General features: G+C 65.0%; 20 protein-coding genes, 1 tRNA gene and 1 pseudogene. 15 read left to right on the plus strand and 7 right to left on the minus strand.

All coding sequences use genetic code 11. The annotated features are described in order from the left end of the window. The first annotated feature begins 42 nt into the window (after positions 1–42). The 3 genes from pheT (at position 43) to E9536_RS19530 (ending at position 3407) form a co-directional block, all read left to right on the plus strand. Entirely contained in the window at positions 43–2472 is a 2430-nt protein-coding gene (pheT, locus tag E9536_RS19520) for a phenylalanine--tRNA ligase subunit beta (protein ID WP_136470420.1), read from the plus strand. Positions 2473–2544: 72 nt separating this feature from the next. Next, positions 2545–2931: an integration host factor subunit alpha gene (locus tag E9536_RS19525; RefSeq protein WP_006486093.1), complete on the plus strand. Its 387-nt coding sequence runs from the start codon at positions 2545–2547 to the stop codon at positions 2929–2931. Positions 2932–2993: 62 nt separating this feature from the next. Then, positions 2994–3407, plus strand: coding sequence for a MerR family transcriptional regulator (locus E9536_RS19530; protein WP_027787702.1), 414 nt, complete (start codon positions 2994–2996; stop codon positions 3405–3407). 80 nt (positions 3408–3487) lie between these two features. Here the strand turns inward: E9536_RS19530 and E9536_RS19535 are convergent, their stop codons facing one another. Both E9536_RS19535 and E9536_RS19540 read right to left on the minus strand, forming a co-directional pair. Further along, the gene (locus tag E9536_RS19535) at positions 3488–5698 is read right to left on the minus strand and encodes a hypothetical protein (protein WP_136470421.1); all 2211 of its coding nucleotides are present in this window, start codon (positions 5696–5698) and stop codon (positions 3488–3490) included. A gap of 345 nt (positions 5699–6043) precedes the next feature. Further along, positions 6044–6835 carry a tyrosine-protein phosphatase gene (locus E9536_RS19540; RefSeq protein WP_247873469.1) on the minus strand — a complete coding sequence of 264 codons (792 nt, stop codon included), beginning with the start codon at positions 6833–6835 and terminating at the stop codon, positions 6044–6046. A 423-nt stretch (positions 6836–7258) separates the two neighbouring features. Here E9536_RS19540 and E9536_RS19545 point away from each other — a divergent pair, with 423 nt between their 5' ends. The 4 genes from E9536_RS19545 (at position 7259) to E9536_RS19560 (ending at position 10375) form a co-directional block, all read left to right on the plus strand. Beyond that, a complete protein-coding gene (locus E9536_RS19545; protein WP_027787698.1) occupies positions 7259–7972 on the plus strand; it encodes a methyltransferase domain-containing protein in 714 nt (237 codons plus the stop codon). A gap of 161 nt (positions 7973–8133) precedes the next feature. Continuing rightward, a tRNA-Pro gene (locus E9536_RS19550) sits at positions 8134–8210 on the plus strand. Between the two features lie 140 nt (positions 8211–8350). Further along, positions 8351–9559: an outer membrane protein assembly factor BamC gene (bamC, locus tag E9536_RS19555; protein WP_059700059.1), complete on the plus strand. Its 1209-nt coding sequence runs from the start codon at positions 8351–8353 to the stop codon at positions 9557–9559. 525 nt (positions 9560–10084) lie between these two features. Continuing rightward, positions 10085–10375, plus strand: coding sequence for a putative quinol monooxygenase (locus tag E9536_RS19560; protein WP_027787696.1), 291 nt, complete (start codon positions 10085–10087; stop codon positions 10373–10375). Between the two features lie 40 nt (positions 10376–10415). Here the strand turns inward: E9536_RS19560 and E9536_RS19565 are convergent, their stop codons facing one another. The 3 genes from E9536_RS19565 to E9536_RS19575 form a co-directional block, all read right to left on the minus strand. Continuing rightward, complete coding sequence (locus E9536_RS19565; RefSeq protein WP_021162409.1) at positions 10416–10673, minus strand: hypothetical protein; 258 nt, start codon at positions 10671–10673, stop codon at positions 10416–10418. Positions 10674–10808: 135 nt separating this feature from the next. Continuing rightward, positions 10809–11087, minus strand: a complete 279-nt coding sequence (locus tag E9536_RS19570; protein WP_011351789.1) for a hypothetical protein — start codon at positions 11085–11087, stop codon at positions 10809–10811. Positions 11088–11311: 224 nt separating this feature from the next. After that, entirely contained in the window at positions 11312–12028 is a 717-nt protein-coding gene (locus tag E9536_RS19575; protein ID WP_060172040.1) for a YdcF family protein, read from the minus strand. A gap of 157 nt (positions 12029–12185) precedes the next feature. Between E9536_RS19575 and E9536_RS19580 the strand changes: the two genes are divergently transcribed. Continuing rightward, on the plus strand, positions 12186–12503 hold the full coding sequence (locus E9536_RS19580; RefSeq protein ID WP_011351791.1) for a hypothetical protein: 318 nt from the start codon (positions 12186–12188) through the stop codon (positions 12501–12503). Positions 12504–12699: 196 nt separating this feature from the next. Here the strand turns inward: E9536_RS19580 and E9536_RS42130 are convergent, their stop codons facing one another. Then, the gene (locus E9536_RS42130; RefSeq protein WP_027787693.1) at positions 12700–12951 is read right to left on the minus strand and encodes a hypothetical protein; all 252 of its coding nucleotides are present in this window, start codon (positions 12949–12951) and stop codon (positions 12700–12702) included. A 206-nt stretch (positions 12952–13157) separates the two neighbouring features. Further along, a pseudogene (locus tag E9536_RS19590) lies at positions 13158–13544 on the minus strand (transposase); the annotation flags it as partial. A gap of 430 nt (positions 13545–13974) precedes the next feature. Here E9536_RS19590 and E9536_RS19595 point away from each other — a divergent pair. The 7 genes from E9536_RS19595 to infB all read left to right on the plus strand — a co-directional run bounded on the left by E9536_RS19595 (position 13975) and on the right by infB (position 24700). Beyond that, positions 13975–14877: a LysR family transcriptional regulator gene (locus tag E9536_RS19595; RefSeq protein WP_060084784.1), complete on the plus strand. Its 903-nt coding sequence runs from the start codon at positions 13975–13977 to the stop codon at positions 14875–14877. Positions 14878–14951: 74 nt separating this feature from the next. Then, positions 14952–16154, plus strand: coding sequence for a pyridoxal phosphate-dependent aminotransferase (locus tag E9536_RS19600; protein WP_027787691.1), 1203 nt, complete (start codon positions 14952–14954; stop codon positions 16152–16154). Positions 16155–16426: 272 nt separating this feature from the next. After that, positions 16427–17461, plus strand: a complete 1035-nt coding sequence (scpB, locus tag E9536_RS19605; protein ID WP_136470423.1) for an SMC-Scp complex subunit ScpB — start codon at positions 16427–16429, stop codon at positions 17459–17461. 60 nt (positions 17462–17521) lie between these two features. Then, on the plus strand, positions 17522–19288 hold the full coding sequence (gene rluB, locus E9536_RS19610) for a 23S rRNA pseudouridine(2605) synthase RluB (protein ID WP_136470424.1): 1767 nt from the start codon (positions 17522–17524) through the stop codon (positions 19286–19288). Between the two features lie 459 nt (positions 19289–19747). Next, complete coding sequence (rimP, locus tag E9536_RS19615; RefSeq protein ID WP_014897219.1) at positions 19748–20206, plus strand: ribosome maturation factor RimP; 459 nt, start codon at positions 19748–19750, stop codon at positions 20204–20206. Then, complete coding sequence (gene nusA, locus E9536_RS19620; protein WP_006476166.1) at positions 20206–21681, plus strand: transcription termination factor NusA; 1476 nt, start codon at positions 20206–20208, stop codon at positions 21679–21681. Before rimP ends, nusA begins: the two co-directional genes overlap by 1 nt. A gap of 91 nt (positions 21682–21772) precedes the next feature. Continuing rightward, positions 21773–24700, plus strand: a complete 2928-nt coding sequence (infB, locus tag E9536_RS19625) for a translation initiation factor IF-2 (RefSeq protein WP_027787688.1) — start codon at positions 21773–21775, stop codon at positions 24698–24700. The last annotated feature ends 99 nt before the right edge of the window (positions 24701–24799 follow it).

Genomic DNA, 24799 nt, shown 5'->3' on the forward strand with positions numbered 1-24799 from the left:
GGGCCCGGGCGTCGATCTAACCTGTTTCGAACGTAGACATCCATGCAATTCCCTGAATCCTGGTTGAGAACCTTTGTCGACCCGCAGCTGACGACCGACGAACTGTCGCACGCGCTGACGATGGCGGGGCTCGAAGTCGAATCGCTGAGCAAGGCTGCGCCGCCGACGTCGAAGATCGTCGTCGGCCGCGTGCTCGAAGTCGTCAAGCATCCGGATGCGGACAAGCTCAATGTCTGCCAGGTCGATGCCGGCACCGGCGCGACGCTGAATATCGTCTGCGGCGCACCGAACGTCGCGCCCGGCATCAAGGTGCCGGTCGCGCTGGTCGGCGCGGAACTGCCGCCGGCGGAAGAGGGTGGCAAGCCGTTCGCGATCAAGCTGTCGAAGCTGCGCGGCGTGGAGAGCCAGGGGATGCTGTGCTCGGCACGTGAACTGAAGCTGTCCGAGGATCACAGCGGCCTGCTGGTGCTGCCGGAAGATACGCCGGTCGGCCAGGACATCCGCGAGACGCTCAATCTCGACGACACGATCTTCGAAATCAAGCTGACGCCGAACAAGGCCGACTGCCTGTCCGTGTTCGGCATTGCGCGCGAGACGGCCGCGATCACCGGTGCGCCGCTGACGCCGGTCGATATCCGCCCGGTGCGCGTCGAACTCGACGAAACGCTGCCGGTGCGCATTGCCGCCCCCGATCTGTGCGGTCGCTTCTCGGGTCGCGTGATCCGCGGCGTGAACGCGCGTGCGAAGACCCCGCAGTGGATGATCGAGCGCCTCGAGCGCTCCGGCCAGCGCAGCGTGTCGGCGCTCGTCGACATCTCGAACTACGTGATGTTCGAGCTCGGCCGCCCGTCGCACGTGTTCGATCTCGACAAGATCCACGGTGGCATCGAGGTGCGCTGGGGCAAGCGCGGCGAATCGCTGAAGCTGCTCAACGGCAACACGGTCGAACTCGACGAAACGGTCGGCGTCATTTCGGATGACCGCCAGGTCGAAAGCCTGGCCGGCATCATGGGCGGCGACAGCACGGCCGTCACGCTCGATACGACCAACATCTACCTGGAAGCCGCGTTCTGGTGGCCGGACAGCATCCGCGGCCGCGCGCGCAAGTACAACTTCTCGACCGATGCTGCCCATCGCTTCGAGCGCGGCGTCGATTACGCGACGACCGTCGAGCACGTCGAGCGCATCACGCAGCTGATCCTCGAGATCTGCGGCGGCAAGGCCGGCCCGGTCGACGATCAGTCCGTGAACCTGCCGCAGCGCGCGCCGGTGAAGATGCGCGTGTCGCGCGCGAACCGCATCATCGGCGTGCAGATCGGCGCCGACGAGATCGCCAGCATCTTCACGCGCCTCGGCCTGCCGTTCGAGCGTGAAGAGGACGCGTTCCTCGTCACGCCGCCGTCGCATCGCTTCGACATCGAGATCGAGGAAGACCTGATCGAGGAGGTCGCGCGGATCTACGGCTTCGAGAAGATCCCGGCGCGTCCGCCGGTCGCGACGAGCGAAATGCGCGCGACCAACGAGACGCGGCGTTCGATCCACGATGTCCGTCACGCGCTCGCCGCGCGCGACTACGCGGAAACCGTCAACTTCAGCTTCGTCGATGCGGAGTGGGAGCAGGATTTCGCGGGCAACGACCAGCCGATCCGCCTGCTGAACCCGATCGCGAGCCAGCTCTCGGTGATGCGCACGACGCTGTTCGGCAGCCTGATTTCCGTGCTGCGCCACAACCTGAACCGCCGTGCAGATCGCGTGCGCGTGTTCGAGGCTGGCCGTGTGTTCCTCGCCGATGCGTCGGCGAAGGCCGGCGAGCTGACGGTCGAGGGCTACGTGCAGCCGAAGCGCGTCGGTGCGCTTGCCTATGGCCCGGTGCTCGACGAGCAGTGGGGCGTGGCGACCCGTGCGGTCGATTTCTTCGACGTGAAGGGCGATCTCGAGGCGCTGCTCGCGCCGGCAGCCGCACGCTTCGTGAAGGCGGAGCATCCGGCCCTCCATCCGGGGCGCAGCGCGCGAATCGAAGTCGACGGCCGTGCGGTTGGCTGGATCGGCGAGTTGCACCCGCGCCTGATGCAGAAGTACGAGCTGCCGCACGCTCCGGTGATGTTCGAAATCGACGCGGACGCGCTGATTGCGCGTGCGTTGCCCACGCCGACCGAGGTGTCGAAATTCCCGCCGGTTCGTCGCGATATCGCCGTTGTCGTCGATCAGGCGGTCGAGGTTCAGGCACTTTTCGACGAAATGAAGAAGGCGCTTGCCGAAGAGGCCTGCCGATTCGTTCAGAAGGTTGTACTCTTCGACGAATTTCGTGCAAAATCAAATACTTCCGGTGGCCTTGCTGCGCACGAGAAGAGCCTTGCCTTCCGCGTGACGCTGCAGGACGCGGCTGGCACGCTACAGGACGAGGTCGTCGATCAGGCGATCCAGGCGCTGGTCGAGCGGATGGCTCGCGCCGGTGCGCGCCTGCGCGGCTAAGGAGGAGGTCCGCCCGCTCGCGGGCGGCCTTTTCCGATCGTAAGTTTTGATTTAACGCGCTGTATGGCAGATATGAACGACATGACCTCGAGTGAATTCGAAGCCCTCCTGACGGCGCAACGCAGCGCCATGAACCGCGATGCTTCGGCGCCGGCGTCCACCGAGACGCCCACGCTGACGAAAGCGGAACTGGCGGAGTTGCTGTTCGACAGCGTCGGGCTGAACAAGCGTGAAGCGAAGGACATGGTCGAGGCGTTTTTCGAGGTGATTCGCGACGCGCTCGAAAACGGCGAAAGCGTCAAGCTGTCGGGGTTCGGTAATTTCCAGCTGCGCGACAAGCCGCAGCGTCCGGGCCGCAATCCGAAGACGGGCGAGGCGATTCCGATCGCGGCCCGCCGGGTGGTAACCTTCCACGCGAGCCAGAAGCTGAAGGCGCTGGTCGAAAACGGCGCGGAGTAAGCCCCCGGGCGCTGACGTCCCCGCGCGGCCGCCGCGCACCCTTTACCGACGGTTAACCGACGATGACCACTACGGTTGAGAAAGTCGTCTTGCCTCCGATTCCCGCGAAGCGCTACTTCACGATCGGTGAAGTCAGCGAGCTGTGCGGGGTCAAGCCGCATGTGCTGCGTTATTGGGAACAGGAATTTACTCAACTGCGGCCGGTGAAGCGGCGTGGCAATCGTCGGTATTACCAGCACCATGAAGTGCTGCTGATCCGGCGGATTCGCGAGTTGTTGTACGAGCAGGGATTCACGATCAACGGCGCGCGCAACCGGCTCGATTCACCGGGCGGCGAGCGGGCCGCGCCGGCACCCGTCGAGCCGGAGGCCCAGGCCGCCGATGCGCGCACACCGGGCAAGCCGGGCGCAACCGTCGACGTAATTGCATTGCGGCAGGCGCTGCTCGACGTGATCGATGGACTGAAGCACGACTGAGTGCGAAACGCGAAGCATGAAATGAAAAGCCCGGTTGGCGACGCGCCACCGGGCTTTTTGCTGCGCGTCGCGCATGCACATCAACGCGATGCGAGCGGATTCTTTTGGCCCATGTCGACGACCAGCGTGCCGTCCGGCAGCATCCGCACGGAACCTTGCGCGACCTGGCTGCGGTAGCCGTACAGGTCGAAACGCATCGGGCCGGCCTCGGCCGAATTCCTGATCAGCGCGCGCACGTTCAGTTCGAGCACGTTGAACATCTTCATGTCGCCGCCTTCCATCCACATGTAGCTCGGCGCATCGATCTGCGGCCGTTGCGGCGCAGGCGAGCCCGCCAGACGCCTGAACGTGAGGCGCAGCCCGTCGCGCTCGACCGTTGCCTGGCCGAGCTTGCCGTTCAGCACGGGGGGCGGGAACACGGTGTACTGGTCGAGCACGAGCGTGTCGCCGCGCAGTTCCGCGCCGCGACGCTGCAACGGCGTCAGCGAAGCGAGCTCGATGCCGAGCGAACGCAGCAGCTTCGCCTGCGGAATCCCGAGCACCGACACCTGGGATGGCTTGAACGCGAGATGCCGGTCGTCGAGCACGGACAGCGAGCCCTTCATGTCGGTCGGCAGCCAGACGCCGGGCACATGGTTCCACAGCTTGATGCCGCCCTGGACACGCAGGTTCGTGCCGTCCGCGCTCAGCTGCAGGTCGTTGAGCGAGCGCGGCGAGTAGTCGAGCAGATAGTCGTTGAAGAGCGCGGACATCGCCTTCCACGACTCGACGACCGTGCCGCCGAGAATCCGGATGTCGTACTGGTTCGGGTCGTCGAGATCGACGGGTTCGCCGGGCCGCTTCGATACGAGTTCCACGTCGAGATCCTCGACGTGAAAGCCGATATCCCCGGACAGGTTGAAATCGACGTTGCGCAGATGGATCGTCGGGTTGCGGTTCGACACGTGCCGCTCGTTGAACGGCGTGGTCGACGTGCGCCGCATGGCGACCTTCTGCATGCCGGGGTGCGTGGCGTTCGCCGCGAGTGCGTAGGCTTCCCAGTGCTGGCGTATGTCACGCAGCGCAGTCTGCTGCGCGGCGAGGAAGCTGTCGTTCAGGCGCGCGGCCGCGTTGCCGAGCAGCGCGCCGCTGGCCGGGCCCGTGTACGAAGGCATCCGGATCGCCATCGCACCGCTTTCGTCGAAATTAAAGTAGCCGGCCGACACCTGGTCGCGATAGTGATACAGATCGAACACGAAAGTCTGGTCGCGCTTCGCCGGATCGACCGGGCCGATCAGGATGTCCGCGTTCATCGGCATCGAGCGCATGAACTTCACGTCGCCGCCTCGAATGTACATGGCTTGCTGGGGCGCATTCGCAGGCATCGCGAAGCCGGCGTGCGTGCCGTCGTCGAGCTTCAGGTCGAGGCCGGCTGGTGTCACGCGCACCGTGGTGATCGTGAGTTTCAGGCGCGGCGGCGGCATCAGCTTGTCGACCGACATCACGAGATCGTCGCCGGCGAGTTGCGCGATCGGCGTCTGGACTTTCAGCAAGTCGGCCATTTTCACGTTGGCCGCGCGCATCACCGGCTGCGCGTTGATGCCCGAAACGCGCACCCCCGTCGGATGGAACACGAGCTGGCTGCCGTCGCGGATCGCGAGCGTGCCGGTCAGCGAGAACGGCACCCAGCCGTCGCGCTGCATCTCGCCTTGGAGGTGAATCACGCCGTCGCCGGCCGACACGGCGAGCTTGCGCAGCGGCGCGTTGCGGTAGCCGAAGATGTAGGTGTTGAAGAGCGCGGTCAGCTTCGCGTTGTCGAGCGTGACCGTGCCTTCATGCACGTCGATCTCGAAACTCGTCGGATCGTCGAACACGATCGGCGCGCCGGCCTGCGTCGGCACCAGCGTGGCGGACAACTGATGGATGAAGAAGCCGAGATTGTTGACGATACGGAAATCGACGTCGCGCAGGAACGTCATCGCGCCGTTCTGGCCCGAGTCGCGCAGCGTGAACGGGCGCGGTTGCGTCAGGCTGATCGATGCGAGCGACGGCACGGTACGTGCGAGCTGCTGCTCGCGGGCGAGCCGCTCGGCCTTGGTGCGTTCGATCTTCGTCGACGCGACCGACGTGTTGCCGTCACGCTGCGCCGACGATTCCGCGCAACCGGCACAAAGCAGCGCGAGCGCCAGCATGCCGCAGCCGAACACGCGGGATGTTCCGGGCGAAATAGGCCGGGCCGCGCGTTGCGGGCCGGAAATCCAGTCGAAAATTGCCAAAGGCGAGCGATGGCCGCGCCGGACCGCATTCCGCATCGTCTGTCTCCATGTCTTGTCGTGATCGACGGCGGTGCGCGGCACTACACGGCGCGAGCGTCGATGCCGTGCAGTGTGGCATAGCACGCTAGAGCGGCGTTACCAAACAACGGGCGCCCGGGCAGAGTGGGCCAGCGTGCTGCGGGACAACGGATTCGGGGTGGTCGGGCGCGCGGATCAAACGGTCGTTTGGTTCTCACGGCCCGCCTCAGGCGGCTTTCGTTGTAACCGGGAAAACCCGCCCAGGCCTTGGCTGGTAAGGGTTCCGCCGGATACGAGGTGCAGCGGCCGCTGCGATCGAAGCGCAGATGCGACCCGGCCCCGTCGAAGCGGCCCGCGGGTGGATCAGGCCAGCATGTGCTGCCGGATGGCGTTCAGCGTTGCCTGGTCGAGTTGCAGGCCGTTCGCGATATACGACGCCATCGAGCCGTACGACGCGGTGACCTGATCGAATGCCGCCTGCAGATAGTCGGCGTGCGCGCCCTGCAGCGCGGTCATCATGTCTGCCGCATTTTGCCCGCCGGCTTTTTGTGCCTGGGCGATCGAGGCGGAGATTTCCGACGCGCTGTAGGCGTTGGTCAACAGGTAGTCGGCGAGTATCGTCTGCCCGGAGATGCCGAGGATCGTGTGCAGAATGGCGGTGGCCCAGCCGGTGCGGTCCTTGCCGGCCGTGCAGTGGAACACCAGGTTCTCGCCGGAGGCAGCGAAGCCGGTGAAGAGTGCACGATAGCTGGCATGCGCGGAGTCCGACGTGACGAACGCACGATACATGCTCGACATGAACGCTGTTGCGGTGGCGCCGGTCGTCGGGATCGGGGTGATGCTGGCGGCTCCGAGCACGTTGAGGTTTTGCCATGTGGCACCGGCCAGCGGCGCATCCGGTTGTGTCTTGATCTCGGCGGGCGTGCGCAGGTCGCAGACCTGCCTGATGTCGAGCGTGCCGACGGTGGCGATGTCGGCGGCGGATAACGCGAGCGCGGATGACCGATAGATCACGCCTTTCTTCATCTTCGCGCCGCTCGTCGTTACATAGCCGGTTCCGTCCGGCCCGGCCGTGTCGCGAAAATTCGATGCGGAACCCAGCCGCGGCGTCGCGACCGGCGCGACCGAAATCGAGTCGCCTCCGCATGCCGACAAAAATGACGCGCTCCCGAGCGCCGCACCTATCGTGCCGGCACCCAGCCGGAGAAAATGTCGACGGGAAATTTCGTTTTTCTGATGCATTCAATGTCCTTTGTCGAAGAAGGTTGCAAGCGGTCGCGACCGCGGTGGCGACCGACGCCGCCTCGTGTCTCGCACGCGACGCGGCAAAGCCGGGGCGGGCCGGATCGATCGGCATGCAGTCGGACGGATGGCCCGCGCGCATCGGTCTCGCGCCGGGTAAGCGCACGGTAGCGATTTGCGGCGAACCGGCCATCGTCCTTTTCGATTAGGGCGGAATGCGGGATACCGATAGCGGATGTGCGTCGTCGACGGGTAGGATCGGTGGCAGCGGCGAGGTAAGATCGGCGACAGTGGCTGTATCGACCAAAGCACAAGTAGCCATCACGGGGAAGCGTCATGGATCTCAAGGAAGTCGACGTACTGGGTGCGGGCGTGGGCGATCACTGGTACTACGCGTCGAAGGCGAGTGCGATCCGCCGGTTCCTGGGTGCATCGGGCGCGAACCGGATACTCGATGTCGGTGCAGGCTCCGGCTTCTTCTCGAAGCACTTGCTCGAGCGTACGCAGGCGTCGGAGGCGTGGTGTGTCGATACGAGCTACGCCGACGATACCGACGCGGAGGCGGCCGGAAAGCCCATCCACTTTCGGCGCTCCGTCGAACGATTCGATGCCGATCTCGTGTTGCTGATGGACGTGCTCGAGCATGTCGACGACGACGTCGGTTTACTCGCACGTTATGTGGCGGGCGCGCCTTCCGGAAGCCGGTTCCTGATCACGGTTCCCGCGTTCCAGTTCCTCTGGAGCGGCCATGACGATTTTCTCGAGCACAAGCGCCGATATACGCTCGGCAGTCTCGAGGACGTGGTGCGCCGCGCGGGGCTCGACGTCGAGCACGGCGCCTATTATTTCGGCCTCACGTTTCCGCTTGCGGCAGCGCTGCGGCTGGGGGAGCGGGCGCGTCGGCATCCGCGCGAGCCGGCGTCGCAATTGCGCCGTCACCATCCGTTCGTCAACGGCTTGCTCAAGACGATCTGCCGGATCGAGTTGCCGATGTTTCGCTTCAATCGCGTCGCCGGCCTGACGGTCATCTGTATCGCGCGCAAGCTTTGAATGCGATGCGCGGGGGCCGTGCGGCCGGTGCGAAGGTCGCCATGTCATGCGCGTCGTTGGCTGCATCGGAGGCGTTACGCCAAAAAATTTCGCAAGAACATTCACAAAATGCATGTGACCCGTTCTAAATCGGGAAACTGTCTGTTATAATTTTTTTCTTTCGGGGCGTAGCGCAGCCTGGTAGCGTACCTGCATGGGGTGCAGGTGGTCGGAGGTTCAAATCCTCTCGCCCCGACCAGACAAGAACCCGCGTCAGCTTGGGCTGACGCGGGTTTTTTCTTGCCGGTCGCTTTTTTGCACATCGCGGCGCGGCCCCGGTAAAATGCAAGGTTGATCCACGGAAAGCGCCGTGATTTAGCGGAAGAGGATTCCCCGAACATGACTGATCTTCGTCTTACCATGCGGTTCGCTGCAGTGCTCGCCACCGGCGCGCTCGTCGCCGGTTGCGGTACGTCGTCGCCCACGAAAGTGGACTACAAGAGCGATTCGAAATCGAAGGAAGCGTCGCTCGCAGTGCCGCCCAACATGCTCGACGAGACGGCCGATCAGCGTTCGCTGCCGCCCCAGGGCGGCGCGACTTCCCTGTCCGCGCTTCAGCAGGTCCAGCAGGCGGCGCCTGCGCTGGACACCGTTGCTCCGGCCGTAGCCGGCATGCATATCCAGCGCGACGGCACCGAGAGCTGGCTCGTGATCGACGGCAAGCAGCCGGCCGACGTCTGGACGCAGGTCCGCCGCTTCTGGCAGGAGCAGGGTTTCCTGCTCGTCGTCGACCAGCGCGACAAGGGCGTGATGGAAACCGACTGGAACGAAACCCATCCGCAGATCAACGACGGCCTGATCCGCAGCGTGATCTCGAAGGCGATGGGCAACTCGTACGTGACGGCTGAGCGCAACAAGTACCGTACGCGTCTCGATGCGGCGCCGAATGGCGGCACCTACGTGTTCATCAGCCAGAAGGGGATGCGCGAAGCGATCACGGGCGCGAACAACGATTCGAGCAAGTGGGAACCGAAGCCGAACGATCCGGCGCTCGAGACCGAATACCTGAAGCGGTTGATGGCCGTGCTCGCACAGAACGAGCAGCGCGCGAAGAACGGCGAGCCGCCGATCGCGAACATCAAGGACAACACGATCCCGAAGGACAAGAAGGCGGACACCGACGCGTCGTCGAAGGCGGCTGCCGCGATTGCCGCGCAAAACGTTTCCCGCACGTCGGCGCAAGGCAACGATGCGGCCGACGCGGCCGTGCCGTCGGAAGTCACGCTTGGCGAGCCGTACGACCGGTCGTGGTTGCACGTCGGTCTCGCGCTCGATCGTGCGAACTTCACGGTTGACGATCGCGATCGCACGAAGGGCCTGTATTTCGTGCGTTATGTCGATCCGAAGGATCTGACTTCGGCCGAGCAGGGCTTCTGGAGCCAGCTGTTCCACGGCAAGAAGGAAAAGCAGGCGAAGCAGTACCGTGTCAACGTGAAGGCGCTCACGGCCGACCAGACGCGCGTGGCGGTCGTTGACGATTCGGGTGCGATCGACACATCGTCGCCGGCTCGCCAGATCATGGGGTTGCTCGTGAATCAGCTCCGCTGATTTCCGCGGTTTCTCCGCACCAATGAAAAAGCCCGCCACATGGCGGGCTTTTTCATGGCCGCTCGCCGGCGCGCACATGAGAGGGGTGTTCAGTCCCTTCTCGTGACGTTACGTAACATCCGCGCGTTACGGCGGCAGAACACGTGCCGTATTGTCGTCTGCAAAAATTTTGTCCTTATAAATCAATGAGGTGGTTCGCGTGTGATGGCTGGCATGCAACCTGCTTTATATGTTGGAATCGTTGAAACAGGGAGGATGGCGTCAGATACCGGGGGTGCGCCGCGAGCGCGCGATCAACGGTATCGACGTCTTCGAATGCCGATGCGACAAGTGTCGGCGCAACTGATGATGATCCGCGCCAGCGTGCGGATCCCGATGGCCCCGTCGCCTATCCTCGTAGGGCGACGGTTTCGCCCGCGCTTCTCTGAAGCGCGGGCTATTTTTTTGGCCGTCGTGCGGGGCCGTGCCGGCGCAGCCGATACACGATTCGCGTATTCTCGGACTTTTCGAGATGAGGGGGAAGGAATGGCGGAAATTGCAGTCGTGGCGCTGATCGTGGCGAAGCCGGGCGCCGAGGAGAAGTTGCGCGTCCAGCTCGAAGGGATCGTCGAGCCGACCCGCAACGAAGCAGGCGCGCTGCAGTACGACCTGCATCGGGATCTGAAGGAGCCCGCGCGGTTCGTATTCGTCGAGCGTTGGGAAAGCGAGGAGGCGCTTGCTGCCCATGCGCGTTCCGCGCACATTCTTGCTTATCGCGAAGCGGCCGCGGACTGGATCGAGCGTTCCGAAATCCGCGTGCTGTCGAAGCTCGTCTGAGCCGGGTGGGGCGACCGGACGTGTCCGGTCGCGGGGTGCGTCAGTGCGACGTGTTGGGGACGTCGAGGATCAGGATGATCGTCCAGTCGGCGTCGCCGTCGTGATGATACTGGCGCTCGGCGACGATGAACGGTTGCTGTTTGCCTTGCGGGCCGAGGAAGAGCACGTCGCCCTCCATCGGCAGGCACTCGATCGGCGGCAGCGCGAGGAATGCGTCGGCCGAGCCGCGGGGCATCAGTTGCTTGATCTGGCGAGTGGCGGCTTCGGTCCACTCGATGTCGAGTTGAATGTTGCTCATGCTGTCCTCCGCACCGGGGTGCGCACGGGTGGAAAAATTCGGTGCGCGACTTTAGCACAGCGCACGCGCGCCGCAATCAAAAAAGCCGAACCCGGTTGCCCGGATTCGGCTTTTTCTTGTGCGGTACCGCCGAACTTACTGGCTGGCAGCGTCTGCGGCCTTGGCAGCCTTCTTGCCGGCCTTCTTCGCGGCAGCCTTGTGGTGAGCAGCCTTCTTGCCGTGGTGATGCTCTTCCTGCATCGCCGGCTGTGCGGCTTCGGCCGCTTGCTGCTGCTGCAGCGCCTGTGCACGCTGCTCGATCTCGGAGATCTTGGCCGGATCGGTAATCGTCTTGATTTCCGTGCTCTCTTGCGCATACGCTGCGCCAGTCAGCGCCGACATCGCTACCAGGATAGCCAGGGACGTCTTCTTCATTGCTTTACCTCCGCTAAGTGGTGATGAACCCGAGTGTTGCCGTTTTGTCTGGCGACTGCAATCGAGTGCGTGTCGAGTGTAACAAAAGTGACGGATCAATGTGCATCGGATCGAGGCGGGACGCAAGGCCCCGTTGAAGTCGCGCAACACTTCGCACACTTCGTCACGCGCCTGCCATCGTCGCCGCCGCATTCATTCCCGCTCGGGTTTCCCGCAGCCGTCAGTCAGAACCACCCGAGCCATCGATAGACGTGGAACTGCGCGATGCCGACCAGTTCATGCAGCGCCTGTTCGGCGTTGGCCAGGTTGCGCCAGCGCGGCAGCCAGCCGGTTTGCGCGCGCCGGCGATTCGCATAAACGGGCTGCGGGTCGATCCCGAAGTGGCGGAAATCGAGCAATGCGCGGCGCATCTGATATGACGAAGTGACGAGAATGCGTGCGTCGTCATGCTGTGAGCGTAGTATAGGTGCAGTGAATTTCGCGTTTTCGTAGGTTGTGCGGCTATCTGGTTCCAGAACGAGGTCCGCGGGAGCAATGCCTTCCGCGACGAGCTGGCGTCCGTAGACGGCCGCTTCGGTTTCTCCGTGATGCTGCGGGTCGCCGCCCGACATCACCACGGTGCAGTGTGCGGCCTGCTGCCGGCACGCGTGGTAGAGCGCCGCGACCTTGTGGATGCGAGCGGCTCCGTCAGGCGGGGGCTGCAGCCCGGCGTCGGTGCGCCGTGTTCCGGCGCCGATGAGAATCAGTGTGGTCCGCCCATGCATGTCCGGGTGCTCGACAGGTACGACTCCCGCCTCGGTCCACGCGATCAGCGGCGCGGTGAGCCAGCCTGTCGCGAGCAGCCAGAACAGCGCAGCGGCGGCCATCGAGATGATTTGCCGCCGCTTGCGGCAGAGCATGAAACAGATGAAGAGAAGTACAAATGAATCGAACAGAATCAATTTGATTGGGGTATGGTGTCTTTTTATGGACGGCTGACGATCCAGCCCTGACGCGACGCCGAACGTCGGCCTCCAGAATCGGTGGCGGTATCGGTGGGTGGAGACCCCGCCCGGCGCGCCGCTTCGCATTGTCGCTGCACTTTAAGAAAGAATCGAGATGGCCACGTATTCCAACGAAGCGGTGCTCGACGCATTGAGACGAGTGCAGTACCGCCAGGTACCGTGGGCGCGCCGCCCGGGCGTGTTCGAGTATCTCCGTTCGCTTGGGCTGATGGACACGGTCAGGCAGAAAACCGTTGCCCCCGCGCCGGGCTTTCACGCACCGGTCGACATTGCCGTGCTGACCGAAAGCGGCCGAGCCGAGTTCTCGCGCCTCGAGCGCGACGAGAAATTACTTTCCTGGACCGATCGCCGCATGGCCGACTACGCATTGAGCGAAGCGAGTGCCGTGGCGATTCTCGAAAGCCGCCTGTAGCGGCCGATCATTTCTCCAAACGCATCGCCGAGCGGCAGGCGATGCAAAAAAAAAAAGCCCGTATCGCGAGGATACGGGCGTACCGGATACTTTTGCTGTTGCCACGCTGTGCTCATGGCAACGTTGTGACTCGCCGCATGCGGCGCAGTTCCCGGCAGCGGGCATTTTCTTTGGTGAAATCCTGAAATTGGCAGGACTACGGATGACGCGGTACGTCCGACGGCTGCGAGCCGATGCGCGCTCGCGCATTGCTGGCGATGTCGCCGCGCAGGTCGCCGCGCGGTACGGTCTGCCGGCCGGACGCGTTGGCGGAGGGTGGCTGGCGGAGCGTGTTCCGGTGATCCTGCTGGCGATGGGGCGGCTTCGCGCGATCGTCGGCGCGGGCTGGAGCGGACAACGCCAGGGAAATGACAATGCCGCATGCAACGAGCAGTGACATTGGTTTCATGGCGGGGCTCCCCTCAAGCCACGCGGCTTGTTGATATGTCGCTAAGGTAAGCGCGGGAGTGCAGGCTTGCTGTAAATATTGGTAAATAGATGTATCGCGCCACGACAACGGTAATCGACGGCACCGCAGGCGTCGCGAACAGATCGAGTTGCGGAAAGAAACCGGGCGGCCGAAGCCGCCCGATCGAGCATTCGTTACGCCATCTTGACGGGCGCGCGCCAGGATTCCGGATTGGTCCAGAAGGCGCCGCGCAGCCGGTCGCGGCTCGGCGGGGCGGGCGGCTTCGCAGCACTCGCGCCGATGCGCCCGCGCAGGGAGATCTGCCGGCCGCTCGTGCCGAGTCGCTTCACGATTTCGGCGAGCGTGCCGTCTGCCTGCCATTCGTCGAAGCGGCGGCGGCAAGTCGGCGGCGACGGATAGCGGCCTGGCAGCTTCGACCAGCCTTCGCCCGTCGACAGCACCCACAGCACGGCGTTCACCACCGAGCGGGCTTCCACGCGGGGGCGGCCGCGCCGCTCACTCCGTGCGGGTTCCGAGCAAAACAGACCTTCGACCAGCGCCCACTCGTTATCTCTCAAATCGTCGAACAGCATCATGTCCTCACCTCAGCGAAGCTAACTCCGGTGCGCTGCCCTGCGCCGCGCACTCTTCAAGCACTCGATCGTCGAGTGCCGGGTGGGGGCGTCCGGTTGGCCGGCAGCGGCGTTTCTGCTCTTCCGTCCGACGAAACCTGCGCCCTGTGCGCCAGGTGATGCACGAAGCGTGCCATGTCGGAGGTAATTCCCTCGAGAGCCGCTTGGCAGCGAGCTAACGGCTAAGTCAGCTAGGGGCGTATAAGACGCCAAAATAACCCGCCAGCAAATCGGGACAATCACCAATCTTGTGCAGTTCGCCCGCACCGCGTGCGTTCGCGTAGGTATTGCACCGCAGCGAAACATGGGGGCAGATGCCTGATTCGCACGTCGACGCCGGATTCGCGCATTAAAATCGTGCATCGATATCGACGATTGATGAGGTCAGGAAATGAACGTCACGCTGCGCCAGCTTCGCGTCTTCATCGAGGTAGCGCGGCTCAGTAGCTTCAGTCGCGCGGGCGACGAAATCGGGCTCACGCAGTCCGCGGTCAGCCGCTGCGTGCGCGAGCTCGAGGCCGAGCTCGGGTTGAAGCTGATCGACCGCACGACGCGCGACGTGCAGCTGACCGATGTCGGCGCGAACCTGATCGCGAGTGTGTCTCGTCTGCTCGACGATCTCGACGACACGCTGCGCGAGATTCGCGAAATCGGCGAGCAGCGCCGGGGGCGCGTGATCGTCGCGGCCAGCCCGACGATCGCATGCCGGCTGATGCCGCGCGTGGTTGCGTCGTGTGAGCGCCAGTTCCCGTTCGTGACGCTGGGCTTGCGCGACGACGTGCAGAGCGATGTGTTGCGCAAGGTGAAGTCGAGCGAGGTCGATTTCGGCGTCGTGATCGGGCCGCTCACGGTTGGCGATCTCGTCTGCGAACCGCTGATGACCGATTCGTTCTGCCTTGTCGCGCGCGCCGACCATCCGCTCGCGGCGCGCGCCGAGGTGCCCTGGACGGCGCTGGACGGCGAGCGCCTCGTGCTCCTCGATCATGCGTCGGGAAGCCGGCCGCTGATCGATGCCGCGCTGGCCGCCCATCGTGTCAACGCGACGGTCATGCAGGAGCTCGGGCATTCGGCGACCGTGTTCGGCCTCGTCGAGGCCGGCGTCGGTGTGAGTGTGCAGCCGTGGCTGTCGCTGCCGCTGCCGGCCGGCTCGACGCTCGTCGCGCGGCCGCTCACGCCGCGCACCGAACGCACGGTCGAGCTGGTGCGCCGCCGCGACAGGTCGTTGTCGCCTGCCGCTCAGGCGATCTGGGAGCTTGTGCGGCAGATGCCGGCGAGGGCGGAGGACCTCGACTGACGCGCACCGACGCGCGTCGGTCCGGCTTGGGGCCGGTACACTACGCGGATCGTGTTCCTCGATGGTGGTGCTCGATGGCGCATTCTGCAGGTTCTCTTTCGGTGTCTGGCGCGCTGGCGGCGCGCGATGTGGTGCACGCGTTGCGTCCGTCGCTGATCCGGGAAGTGGCAAACGCCGGCTTCGGCGTGCCGGACATGCTGCCGTTCTGGTTCGGCGAATCCGATCGCGTGACGCCGGACTTCATCCGCGACGCCGCGGCGGCGGCGCTGCGCGACGGCGAAACCTTCTACACGCACAACCTCGGTACCGCGCCGTTGCGCGACGCGATCGCGGCCTACGTCAGCGCCCGTCACGGTGCGACGGCGGCCGACACCGTGGCCGTGACGAGTTCGGGCGTGAGTGCGCTGATGCTGGCCGCGCAGCTGCTGGTCGGTCCGGGCGAGCGCGTCGTCGCGGTCACGCCACTGTGGCCGAATCTCGTCGAGATTCCGAAGATTCTTGGGGCGCGGGTCGAATGTGTGCCACTCGGCTATGGCGAGGCAGGCTGGCAGCTCGAGATCGGGCGGCTGCTTGCGGCGCTGACACCCGATACGCGGATGCTGCTGATCAACTCGCCGAACAATCCGACCGGCTGGACGATGTCGCGTGACGACCAGCGGGCCGTGCTCGCCCATTGCCGCCGCCACGGCATCTGGCTGGTTGCCGACGAGGTGTACGAGCGGCTCGCGTTCGGCGCGGACGGCGCGCCGTCGTTCCTCGACATCGCGTCGCGCGAAGAGCGGGTCGTTGTCGTGAATTCGTTTTCGAAAGCATGGGCGATGACGGGCTGGCGCCTGGGATGGCTCATCGCGCCGGCAGCGGTGATGGGCGACCTGTCGAAGCTCGTCGAATACAACACGTCGTGCGCGCCGGGTTTCGTGCAGGCTGCGGGTGAGGTCGCACTGCGCGATGGCGAGCCGTTCGTGCGGTCGTTCGTCGCGGCGCTGCGTGACGCGCGCGATCACCTGGTTGCCGCGCTGCGCACGCTGCCGGGCGTCGAGGTGCCGCCGCCACCGGGCGCGATGTACCTGTTCCTGCGCCTGCCGGGCGCGGCCGACAGTCTGGCGTTCTGCAAGACGCTGGTGCGTGAAGCGGGGCTCGGCCTTGCGCCCGGGCGTGCATTCGGCCCGGAAGGCGAAGGGTTCGTGCGCTGGTGCTACGCATGCGATCCGGCACGACTCGACGCGGGCGTCGAGCGGCTGCGCAGCTTCCTCGCGCGCGGAGCGGCCACCCGCTGAAGCGGGGCCGGAGCGGATTCGGCGCGCTGGCGGCAGCCGGTTCGGCTCATCTTTACGCACCGGGCAATTTTGCGTAATATGGCGCTCAGTCACGCGGTTCCGTCGTTGAGCCGTGCTGTTCCGTCCGGTTTGGGCCTGGCCTGAAGTTGGTTCGCCGCCCCCGGTTCGTGCTCCCATCAATATGACCGATCAGAATCGGGCGAGCGCGTCTTCCGTTCCTTTCGTCTGTTTGTTGATCCGGTTCGTTTGACCACAGGGTCTGGCCTAGCTGCATGAATACCCAAGAGGCGAAGATCGTCCTCGAGACTGCTTTGATCTGCGCGCAGGAACCGCTGAAGCTCGGCGATTTGCGCAAGCTCTTTGCCGACGGCGTGTCGGCTGACACGGTCCGCACGTTGCTCGAAGATCTGAAACAGGATTGGTCCGGCCGCGGCGTCGAACTGGTGGCGCTGGCGACCGGATGGCGCTTCCAGAGCAAGCCGGCGATGCGTCACTATCTGGATCGCCTGCATCCCGAGAAGCCGCCGAAATATTCGCGCGCGGTGCTCGAGACGCTCGCGATCATCGCGTACCGGCAACCCGTCACGCGCGGCGACATCGAAGAGATTCGCGGTGTCACGGTCAATACGCAGGTGGTCAAGCAACTCGAGGATCGCGGCTGGATCGAAGTGATCGGTCATCGTGACGTGCCGGGGCGCCCGGCGCTGTATGCGACGACCAAGCAGTTTCTCGACGACCTCGGCCTGAAGGCGCTCGATGATCTGCCGGCGCTCGAAGAGCCGGCCGCGAACATCGAGGCTGCGCTGCTGGCGCAGCAGGCGATGGATTTCGACGGAGACATGTCGATTGCCGACGACGCAGCGGGCGACGCGCCGCAGGCGGACGAGGCATCCGCCGGCCAGTCGGCCGGATTGCCGGGCGATTCCGCGGTGGACGTCGTGCCGACGCAGGAAATCGCGAGCCGCGATACGCTCGAAGCTGATCGCGGGCAAGCGGAACAACTGGAACAGGCTGGCGCCGAAGTAGTGCCGGCCGGTGTGCAGCCCGAGCCGCTGCGCGCGGATTGGAGCGAGGAAGATCGCAAGCCGGCCGCCGAAGCGGTTGCCGGAGACGGAACAACGGAAGCGGCCGGCGACATGCCCGGCGAGGCTGGTCAGGCCGACGCCTCCCGTTCCCGTCCCGCGGACGGCGAGATGCTGGACGACACGTCCGACAGTCTCGCCGATGCCGTACGAAGCGCCAGTGCACCCATCGGTGTCGACGCGCTGCCGGACGACGAAGCAGAACCCGAACAGCGTCGCGCCTGAACGCGGCCAACTTCTTGCCGCGCCCGCGCCGGGCGCGAGACCTGACATTTTGAGGTTGTTTTGACAGATATCCACGATATTGAATCGTCCGCGCCTGCCGTGCAGGCAGCGCGTGCCGACGATGCACCGGAGCAGGGCGCTCCGGCCGAGGGTGGCGACGAGCGTCCCCGCCGCGGTCTGCGGCGAGGCCCGCGCAGCCTGATCGCGCGACGTCGCGCGGCGGCCAAGTCGAAGGGCGCCGAAGGCGAGCCGCAGGGTGGCGAAGACGCTGACGCACAGCCGGCCGAAGCCGCCGACGCGCAGCAGCCGGCGCGTGCGCCGCGCAAGGAAGGCGCGGCCAAGGGCGGTCGCAAGCCGGCCGGCAAGCGCGAAAGTGCGACCAAGACCCAGGGCGGTCAGGGCGGCCAGGGCCGTCGCGGCGGCGCATCGAAGGCTGAAGGTGGTGCGGCGAAGACGGAAGGCGACGCGTCCCAGGACGAACTGTTTGCCTACGTGACGTCGCCGGCATTCGACGCCGACAATTCCGCGGGCGGTAGCGGCGTGCGTGCGCCGATGCTGCGTCGCGGCCGCAACCAGCCGGCGAACAAGCGCGTGCTGTCGCCGGACGACGACGCGCCGAAGCTGCACAAGGTGCTGGCGGAAGCGGGCATGGGCTCGCGCCGTGAGATGGAAGAGCTGATCGTCGCCGGTCGCGTGTCGGTGAACGGCGAGCCCGCACACATCGGCCAGCGCATCATGCCGACCGACCAGGTGCGGATCAACGGCAAGCCGGTCAAGCGCAAGCTGCCGAACAAGCCGCCGCGGGTGCTGCTGTACCACAAGCCGACGGGCGAGATCGTCAGTCACGCGGATCCGGAAGGCCGTCCGTCGGTGTTCGACCGACTGCCGCCGATGAAGACGGCGAAGTGGCTCGCGGTCGGCCGCCTCGACTTCAATACCGAAGGTCTGCTGATGCTGACGACTTCGGGCGACCTCGCAAACCGCTTCATGCATCCGCGCTACAGCGTCGAGCGCGAATACGCGGTGCGCGTCGTCGGCGAACTGGCCGAAGGCATGCGTCAGAAGCTGCTGCATGGTGTCGAGCTCGATGACGGCCCGGCAAACTTCCTGCGCATCCGCGACGGCGGCGGCGAGGGTACGAACCACTGGTATCACGTCGCGCTGGCCGAAGGCCGCAACCGCGAAGTGCGCCGGATGTTCGAGGCGGTCGGCCTGATGGTGAGCCGCCTGATCCGTACGCGTCACGGTCCGATTCCGCTGCCGCGCGGTCTGAAGCGCGGCCGCTGGGAGGAGCTCGACGACACGCAGGTGCGCAAGCTGATGGCGACCGTCGGTCTGAAGGCACCGTCCGAGGAGAAGGGCAAGCGCGGCGGTGCCGGCCAGGCCGAGCGTCGCCAGCCCGATCCGATGCAGACATCGATGGGCTTCATCAGCCGCGAGCCGGTGCTGACGGCTCACGGGCAGCTGGATCAGCCGCGTCGCGGCGGCGGTCGGCGCGGCGGGCCGGGGTTGCCGGGCCTGAGCGGCTACGGCAGCCTGCCGGTTGCGCCGTCGGGTTACGGCAATCGTGCCGGCGGCGGCCGCGATGGCAACCGTGCGGGCGGTGGTCGCGACGGCAATCGCGCGGGTGGCGGCCGTGATGTCGACGGCAACCGTGCGTCGTACGGCGCAGGCCCCAAGCGCGAAGGCGCGGGCGCCAAGCGCGGCGGCAGCAAGGGTGGCGGCAATCGCAATCCGAACGGCAATCGGGCTGACGGCGCCGGCAACGGCGGCGGTCCGCGCGGCGGCGGCCAGCGTCAGCAGCGCAGTCGTACGCGCAGCCGCTAAACACATGTTGGCGCACGGCGGCGCAAAGCCGCCGGCGTGCCGGCCCGATCGGCATCCCGCCGATTTTGCCGGCACGGCGTATTGCGCCGATCGCTTTCGACTGTATATATATTGCGTGCCGCTGCGTCGCAGCCGGCATGACCGATCTCCGGCCTGGCAGGATGGTGCTGGCTGATCGGATAACCCGATTTCGCATTTTTGGGTCGGTAAAGGCGGGCGATACGCTGCTTTTACCGGCTGGCTTGGCGTTTGCGCCAAAAATCGCTATAATCGCGGAGTCGCTGGGCGTACGGATTCAATGTGCGGCTCAGGTGCGACCACCAGTAAGAAGATGGGCGTTCCGCCCATTTTTTTTTGCTGAAACGGTTAGGCATCTCGGGTAGCGCTTCCTGCGCCGGCTAAGGCGCGCGCCCGCGGGTGAATTCGCGAGCGGCGGGCGCGAACACCTGAGAGGACACTGTGCAACTGACGGAACTGATAGAAACCACGGTCACCGGGCTCGGTTACGAGCTGGTGGATCTCGAGCGCACTGGGCGCGGCATGCTTTGCATCTATATCGATCAGCCTGCCGGCATCTCGCTCGAAGATTGCGAAAAGGTCACGCGTCAGCTCCAGCACGTCTTGACGGTCGAAAACATCGATTACGAACGGCTCGAAGTCTCGTCCCCGGGGCTCGACCGCCCGTTGAAGAAGCTGGCCGACTTCGAGCGCTTCGCCGGCAGCGAAGTTTCCGTGACCTTGAAAAAGCCGCTGGACGGGCGCAAGACGTACCGGGGCATTCTGCACGCGCCGAATGGCGAAACGATCGGTTTGGAATTTGAGAGGAAGAAGGGCGAGGCGGCCATGCTGGATTTCACGCTGGCCGATATCGACAAAGCCCGCCTGATTCCGCAAGTTGACTTTAGGAGCCGCAAATAATGAGTCGCGAAGTGTTGATGCTGGTGGATGCGCTGGCGCGCGAGAAAAACGTCGACAAGGATGTGGTGCTGGGCGCCCTCGAGGCCGCGCTCGCATCTGCTTCCAAGAAGCTGTTCGACGAAGGCGCCGAAATCCGCGTCCATATCGATCGCGAAAGCGGCGAGCACGAAACCTTCCGTCGCTGGCTCGTCGTGCCCGACGAGGCAGGCTTGCAGGAGCCGGATCGCGAGATCCTGCTGTTCGAAGCGCGTGAGCAGAAGCCCGACGTCGAAGTCGGCGAGTATGTCGAGGAACCCGTTCCGTCGATCGAGTTCGGTCGCATCGGCGCGCAGGCCGCGAAGCAGGTGATCCTGCAGAAGGTGCGCGACGCCGAGCGCGAGCAGATCCTGAACGATTACCTCGAACGTGGCGAAAAGATCATGACGGGTACGGTGAAGCGCCTCGACAAGGGCAACTTCATCGTCGAATCGGGCCGTGTCGAGGCGCTGCTGCGCCGCGATCAGCTGATCCCGAAGGAAAACCTGCGCGTGGGCGACCGCGTGCGTGCGTACATCGCGAAGGTCGACCGCACCGCGCGCGGCCCGCAGATCGAACTGTCGCGTACGGCGCCCGAGTTCCTGATGAAGCTGTTCGAGATGGAAGTGCCGGAAATCGAGCAGGGCCTGCTCGAGATCAAGGCGGCTGCCCGCGACCCGGGCGTGCGCGCGAAGATCGGCGTCATCGCGTACGACAAGCGGATCGACCCGATCGGCACCTGCGTCGGTATCCGCGGTTCCCGAGTGCAGGCCGTGCGCAACGAGCTCGGTGGCGAAAACATCGACATCGTGCTATGGTCGGAGGATCCCGCCCAGTTCGTGATCGGCGCGCTCGCGCCGGCAGCTGTCCAGTCGATTGTCGTCGATGAAGAAAAGCACTCGATGGACGTCGTCGTCGACGAGAACGAGCTGGCTGTCGCGATCGGCCGCAGCGGTCAGAACGTTCGTCTTGCTGGCGAACTGACCGGTTGGCAGATCAACATCATGACGCCGGACGAATCCGCCCTGAAGCAGGGTGAAGAACGCGACCGGCTGCGTGCGCTGTTCATGGCGCGTCTCGACGTCGACGAAGAAGTTGCCGACATCCTGATCGACGAAGGCTTCACGAGTCTGGAAGAGATCGCGTACGTGCCGCTCAACGAAATGCTCGAAATCGAGGCGTTCGACGAGGACACCGTGCACGAACTGCGCAACCGCGCACGCGACGCGCTGTTGACGATGGCGATCGCGAACGAAGAAAAGGTCGAGAACGCAGCGCTGGATCTCAAGAGCCTCGACGGCATTACGCCGGAGCTGCTCGCGAAGCTGGCTGAACACGGCGTGCAGACGCGCGACGATCTCGCCGAGCTGGCTGTGGATGAACTGGTCGACATGACCGGGATGGAAGAGGATGCCGCTAAGGCGTTGATCATGAAAGCACGTGAACACTGGTTCCAGTGAGAAATGACCATGGCGCACTGATTTGATGGCGGCCGTATGGCCTGACCCGATGCTAACCGCAAGGAATCGGTCCTTGCACTAAGAGGAATGAATGGCGAGTAACAACGTAGCCCAATTTGCCGCGGAACTGAAAATGCCTGCTGGTGTGCTGCTCGAACAGCTGCAGGCAGCGGGCGTCCAGAAAGCGAGTGAAGACGATGCGCTGTCCGAAACGGACAAGGCGCGTCTGCTCGATCATTTGCGCAAGTCGCACGGCGCAACCGACGGCGACAAGCGCAAGATCACGCTGACCCGCAAGCATACGTCGGAGATCAAGCAATCTGACGCGACGGGCAAGGCTCGCACCATTCAGGTCGAGGTCCGCAAGAAGCGTACGTTCGTCAAGCGCGACGACGTGGCCGAAGGTGCGGAACAGGGTCAGGCGCAGGTCGCCGAAGCGGACGACGATGCAGAACTGAAGCGTCGCGAGGAAGAAGCGCGCCGCGAGGCCGAGCTGCTCGAGAAGCAGGCGCAGGAACTGCGCGAGCGTCAGGAGCGCCTCGAGCGCGAGGAAGCGGAACGTCGTGCCCGCGAGGAAGCGGCCGAAGCCGAGCGCCGTCGCGCCGAGGAAGAAGCGGCGGCGAAGCGTGCCGCGGCCGAAGCTGCGGCGGCACAGCAGCAGGCGGCCGCACAGCAGGCTGCTGCAGCCGAACAGGAAGCGGAGACTCCGCAATCGGCGCAGTCCGCGCAGGACGAGGCGCGCGCAGCCGCCGAACGTGCGGCGCAGCGCGAAGCGGCGAAGAAGGCTGAAGACGCTGCCCGCGAGGCAGCGGACAAGGCGCGTGCCGAGCAGGAAGAGATCAGCAAGCGCCGTGCGGCGGCTGAAGCCGAAGCGCGTGCGATTCGCGAGATGATGAACACGCCGCGCAAGGCCGTCGTCAAGGCAGTCGAGCCGCCGAAACCGGTCGAGCCGCCGAAGCCGGCCGAAGCGAAGGGCACGCTGCACAAGCCGGCAAAGCCGGAAGGTGCGCAGGCGCGCCCGGCCGTGAAGAAGCCGGCCGGTGCGGCACCGGCAACGACGCAGGCGCCGGCAGGCGCGGGCGACCGCAACAAGAAGCCGGGCGCTGGCAAGGGCGGCTGGCAGGACGACGCGTCGAAGCGTCGCGGCATCAAGACGCGCGGCGATTCGAGCGGCGGCGTCGACCGCGGCTGGCGCGGCGGCCCGAAGGGCCGTGGCCGTCACCAGGACAGTGCATCGTCCTTCCAGGCGCCGACCGAGCCGATCGTCCGTGAAGTGCACGTGCCGGAAACCGTGTCGGTTGCCGATCTCGCGCACAAGATGTCGATCAAGGCCTCCGAAGTCATCAAGGTGATGATGAAGATGGGCCAGATGGTCACGATCAACCAGGTGCTGGACCAGGAAACGGCGATGATCGTCGTCGAGGAACTGGGCCACCGCGCGGTTGCCGCGAAGCTGGACGATCCGGAAGCGCTGCTCGTCGAAGGCGAAACCGGTACCGACGCCGAGCAACTGCCGCGTCCGCCGGTCGTCACGGTGATGGGTCACGTCGACCACGGCAAGACCTCGCTGCTCGACCACATCCGCCGCGCGAAGGTTGCCGCAGGCGAAGCGGGCGGCATTACGCAGCACATCGGCGCGTATCACGTCGATACGCCGCGTGGCGTCATCACGTTCCTCGATACGCCGGGTCACGAAGCGTTCACGGCAATGCGTGCACGCGGCGCGAAGGCGACCGACATCGTGGTGCTGGTGGTGGCAGCCGACGACGGCGTGATGCCGCAGACGAAGGAAGCCATTGCCCACGCGAAGGCGGGTGGTGTGCCGATCGTCGTCGCGATCAACAAGATCGACAAGCCGGAAGCGAACCCCGATCGCGTCAAGCAGGAACTGGTCGCGGAAGGCGTCGTGCCGGAAGAATACGGTGGCGATTCGCCGTTCGTGCCGGTGTCGGCAAAGACGGGCGCGGGCATCGACGATCTGCTCGAGAACGTGCTGCTGCAAGCCGAAGTGCTGGAGCTGAAGGCACCGGTCGAAGCGCCGGCCAAGGGTATCGTGATCGAGGCGAAGCTCGACAAGGGCAAGGGCCCGGTCGCGACGATCCTCGTGCAGTCCGGTACGCTGAACCGCGGCGACATCGTGCTGGCGGGTACGGCCTACGGCCGCGTACGCGCGATGCTCGACGAGAACGGCAAGCCGACGAAGGAAGCCGGCCCGTCGATCCCGGTCGAAATCCAGGGTCTGTCGGAAGTGCCGGGCGCTGGCGAGGAAGTGATCGTGCTGCCGGACGAGCGCAAGGCGCGTGAAATCGCATTGTTCCGTCAGGGCAAGTTCCGCGACGTGAAGCTGGCGAAGCAGCAGGCCGCGAAGCTGGAAAGCATGCTCGAGCAGATGGGCGAAGGCGAAGTGCAGAACCTGCCGCTCATCATCAAGGCGGACGTGCAGGGCTCGCAGGAAGCGCTCGTGCAGTCGCTGCTCAAGCTGTCGACCGACGAAGTGCGCGTGCAGATCGTGCACAGCGCGGTGGGTGGCATCAGCGAAAACGACGTCAACCTCGCAACGGCATCGAAGGCTGTCATCATCGGCTTCAACACGCGTGCGGATGCACAGGCGCGCAAGCTGGCCGAAGCGAACGGCATCGACATCCGCTACTACAACATCATCTACGACGCAGTGGATGAGGTGAAGGCGGCAATGTCGGGCATGCTGGCGCCGGAGAAGCGCGAAGTCGTCACCGGCATGGTCGAGGTGCGCCAGGTGTTCAAGGTGCCGAAGGTCGGCACGGTCGCCGGCTGTATGGTCACGGACGGTATCGTCAAGCGCTCGTCGTCGGTTCGCGTGCTGCGCAACAACGTCGTGATCTTCACGGGCGAACTCGAATCGCTGAAGCGCTTCAAGGACGACGTGAAGGAAGTGAAGCAAGGCTTCGAGTGCGGTATGTCGGTGAAGAACTTCAACGACGTCATCGAAGGCGACCAGTTCGAAGTCTTCGAAGTGACCGAAGTCGCGCGTACGCTGTAATCCTCGCGCATCGGCTCATGGGCGGGGCAGGCTTGGGCCTGTCCCGCCCATTTTCATGGTGGCGCGCCAACACTGGCCGCCGCTTCATCCTGATAAACG

Source organism: Burkholderia sp. LS-044 (assembly GCF_004803625.1).
GTDB lineage: Bacteria > Pseudomonadota > Gammaproteobacteria > Burkholderiales > Burkholderiaceae > Burkholderia > Burkholderia cepacia.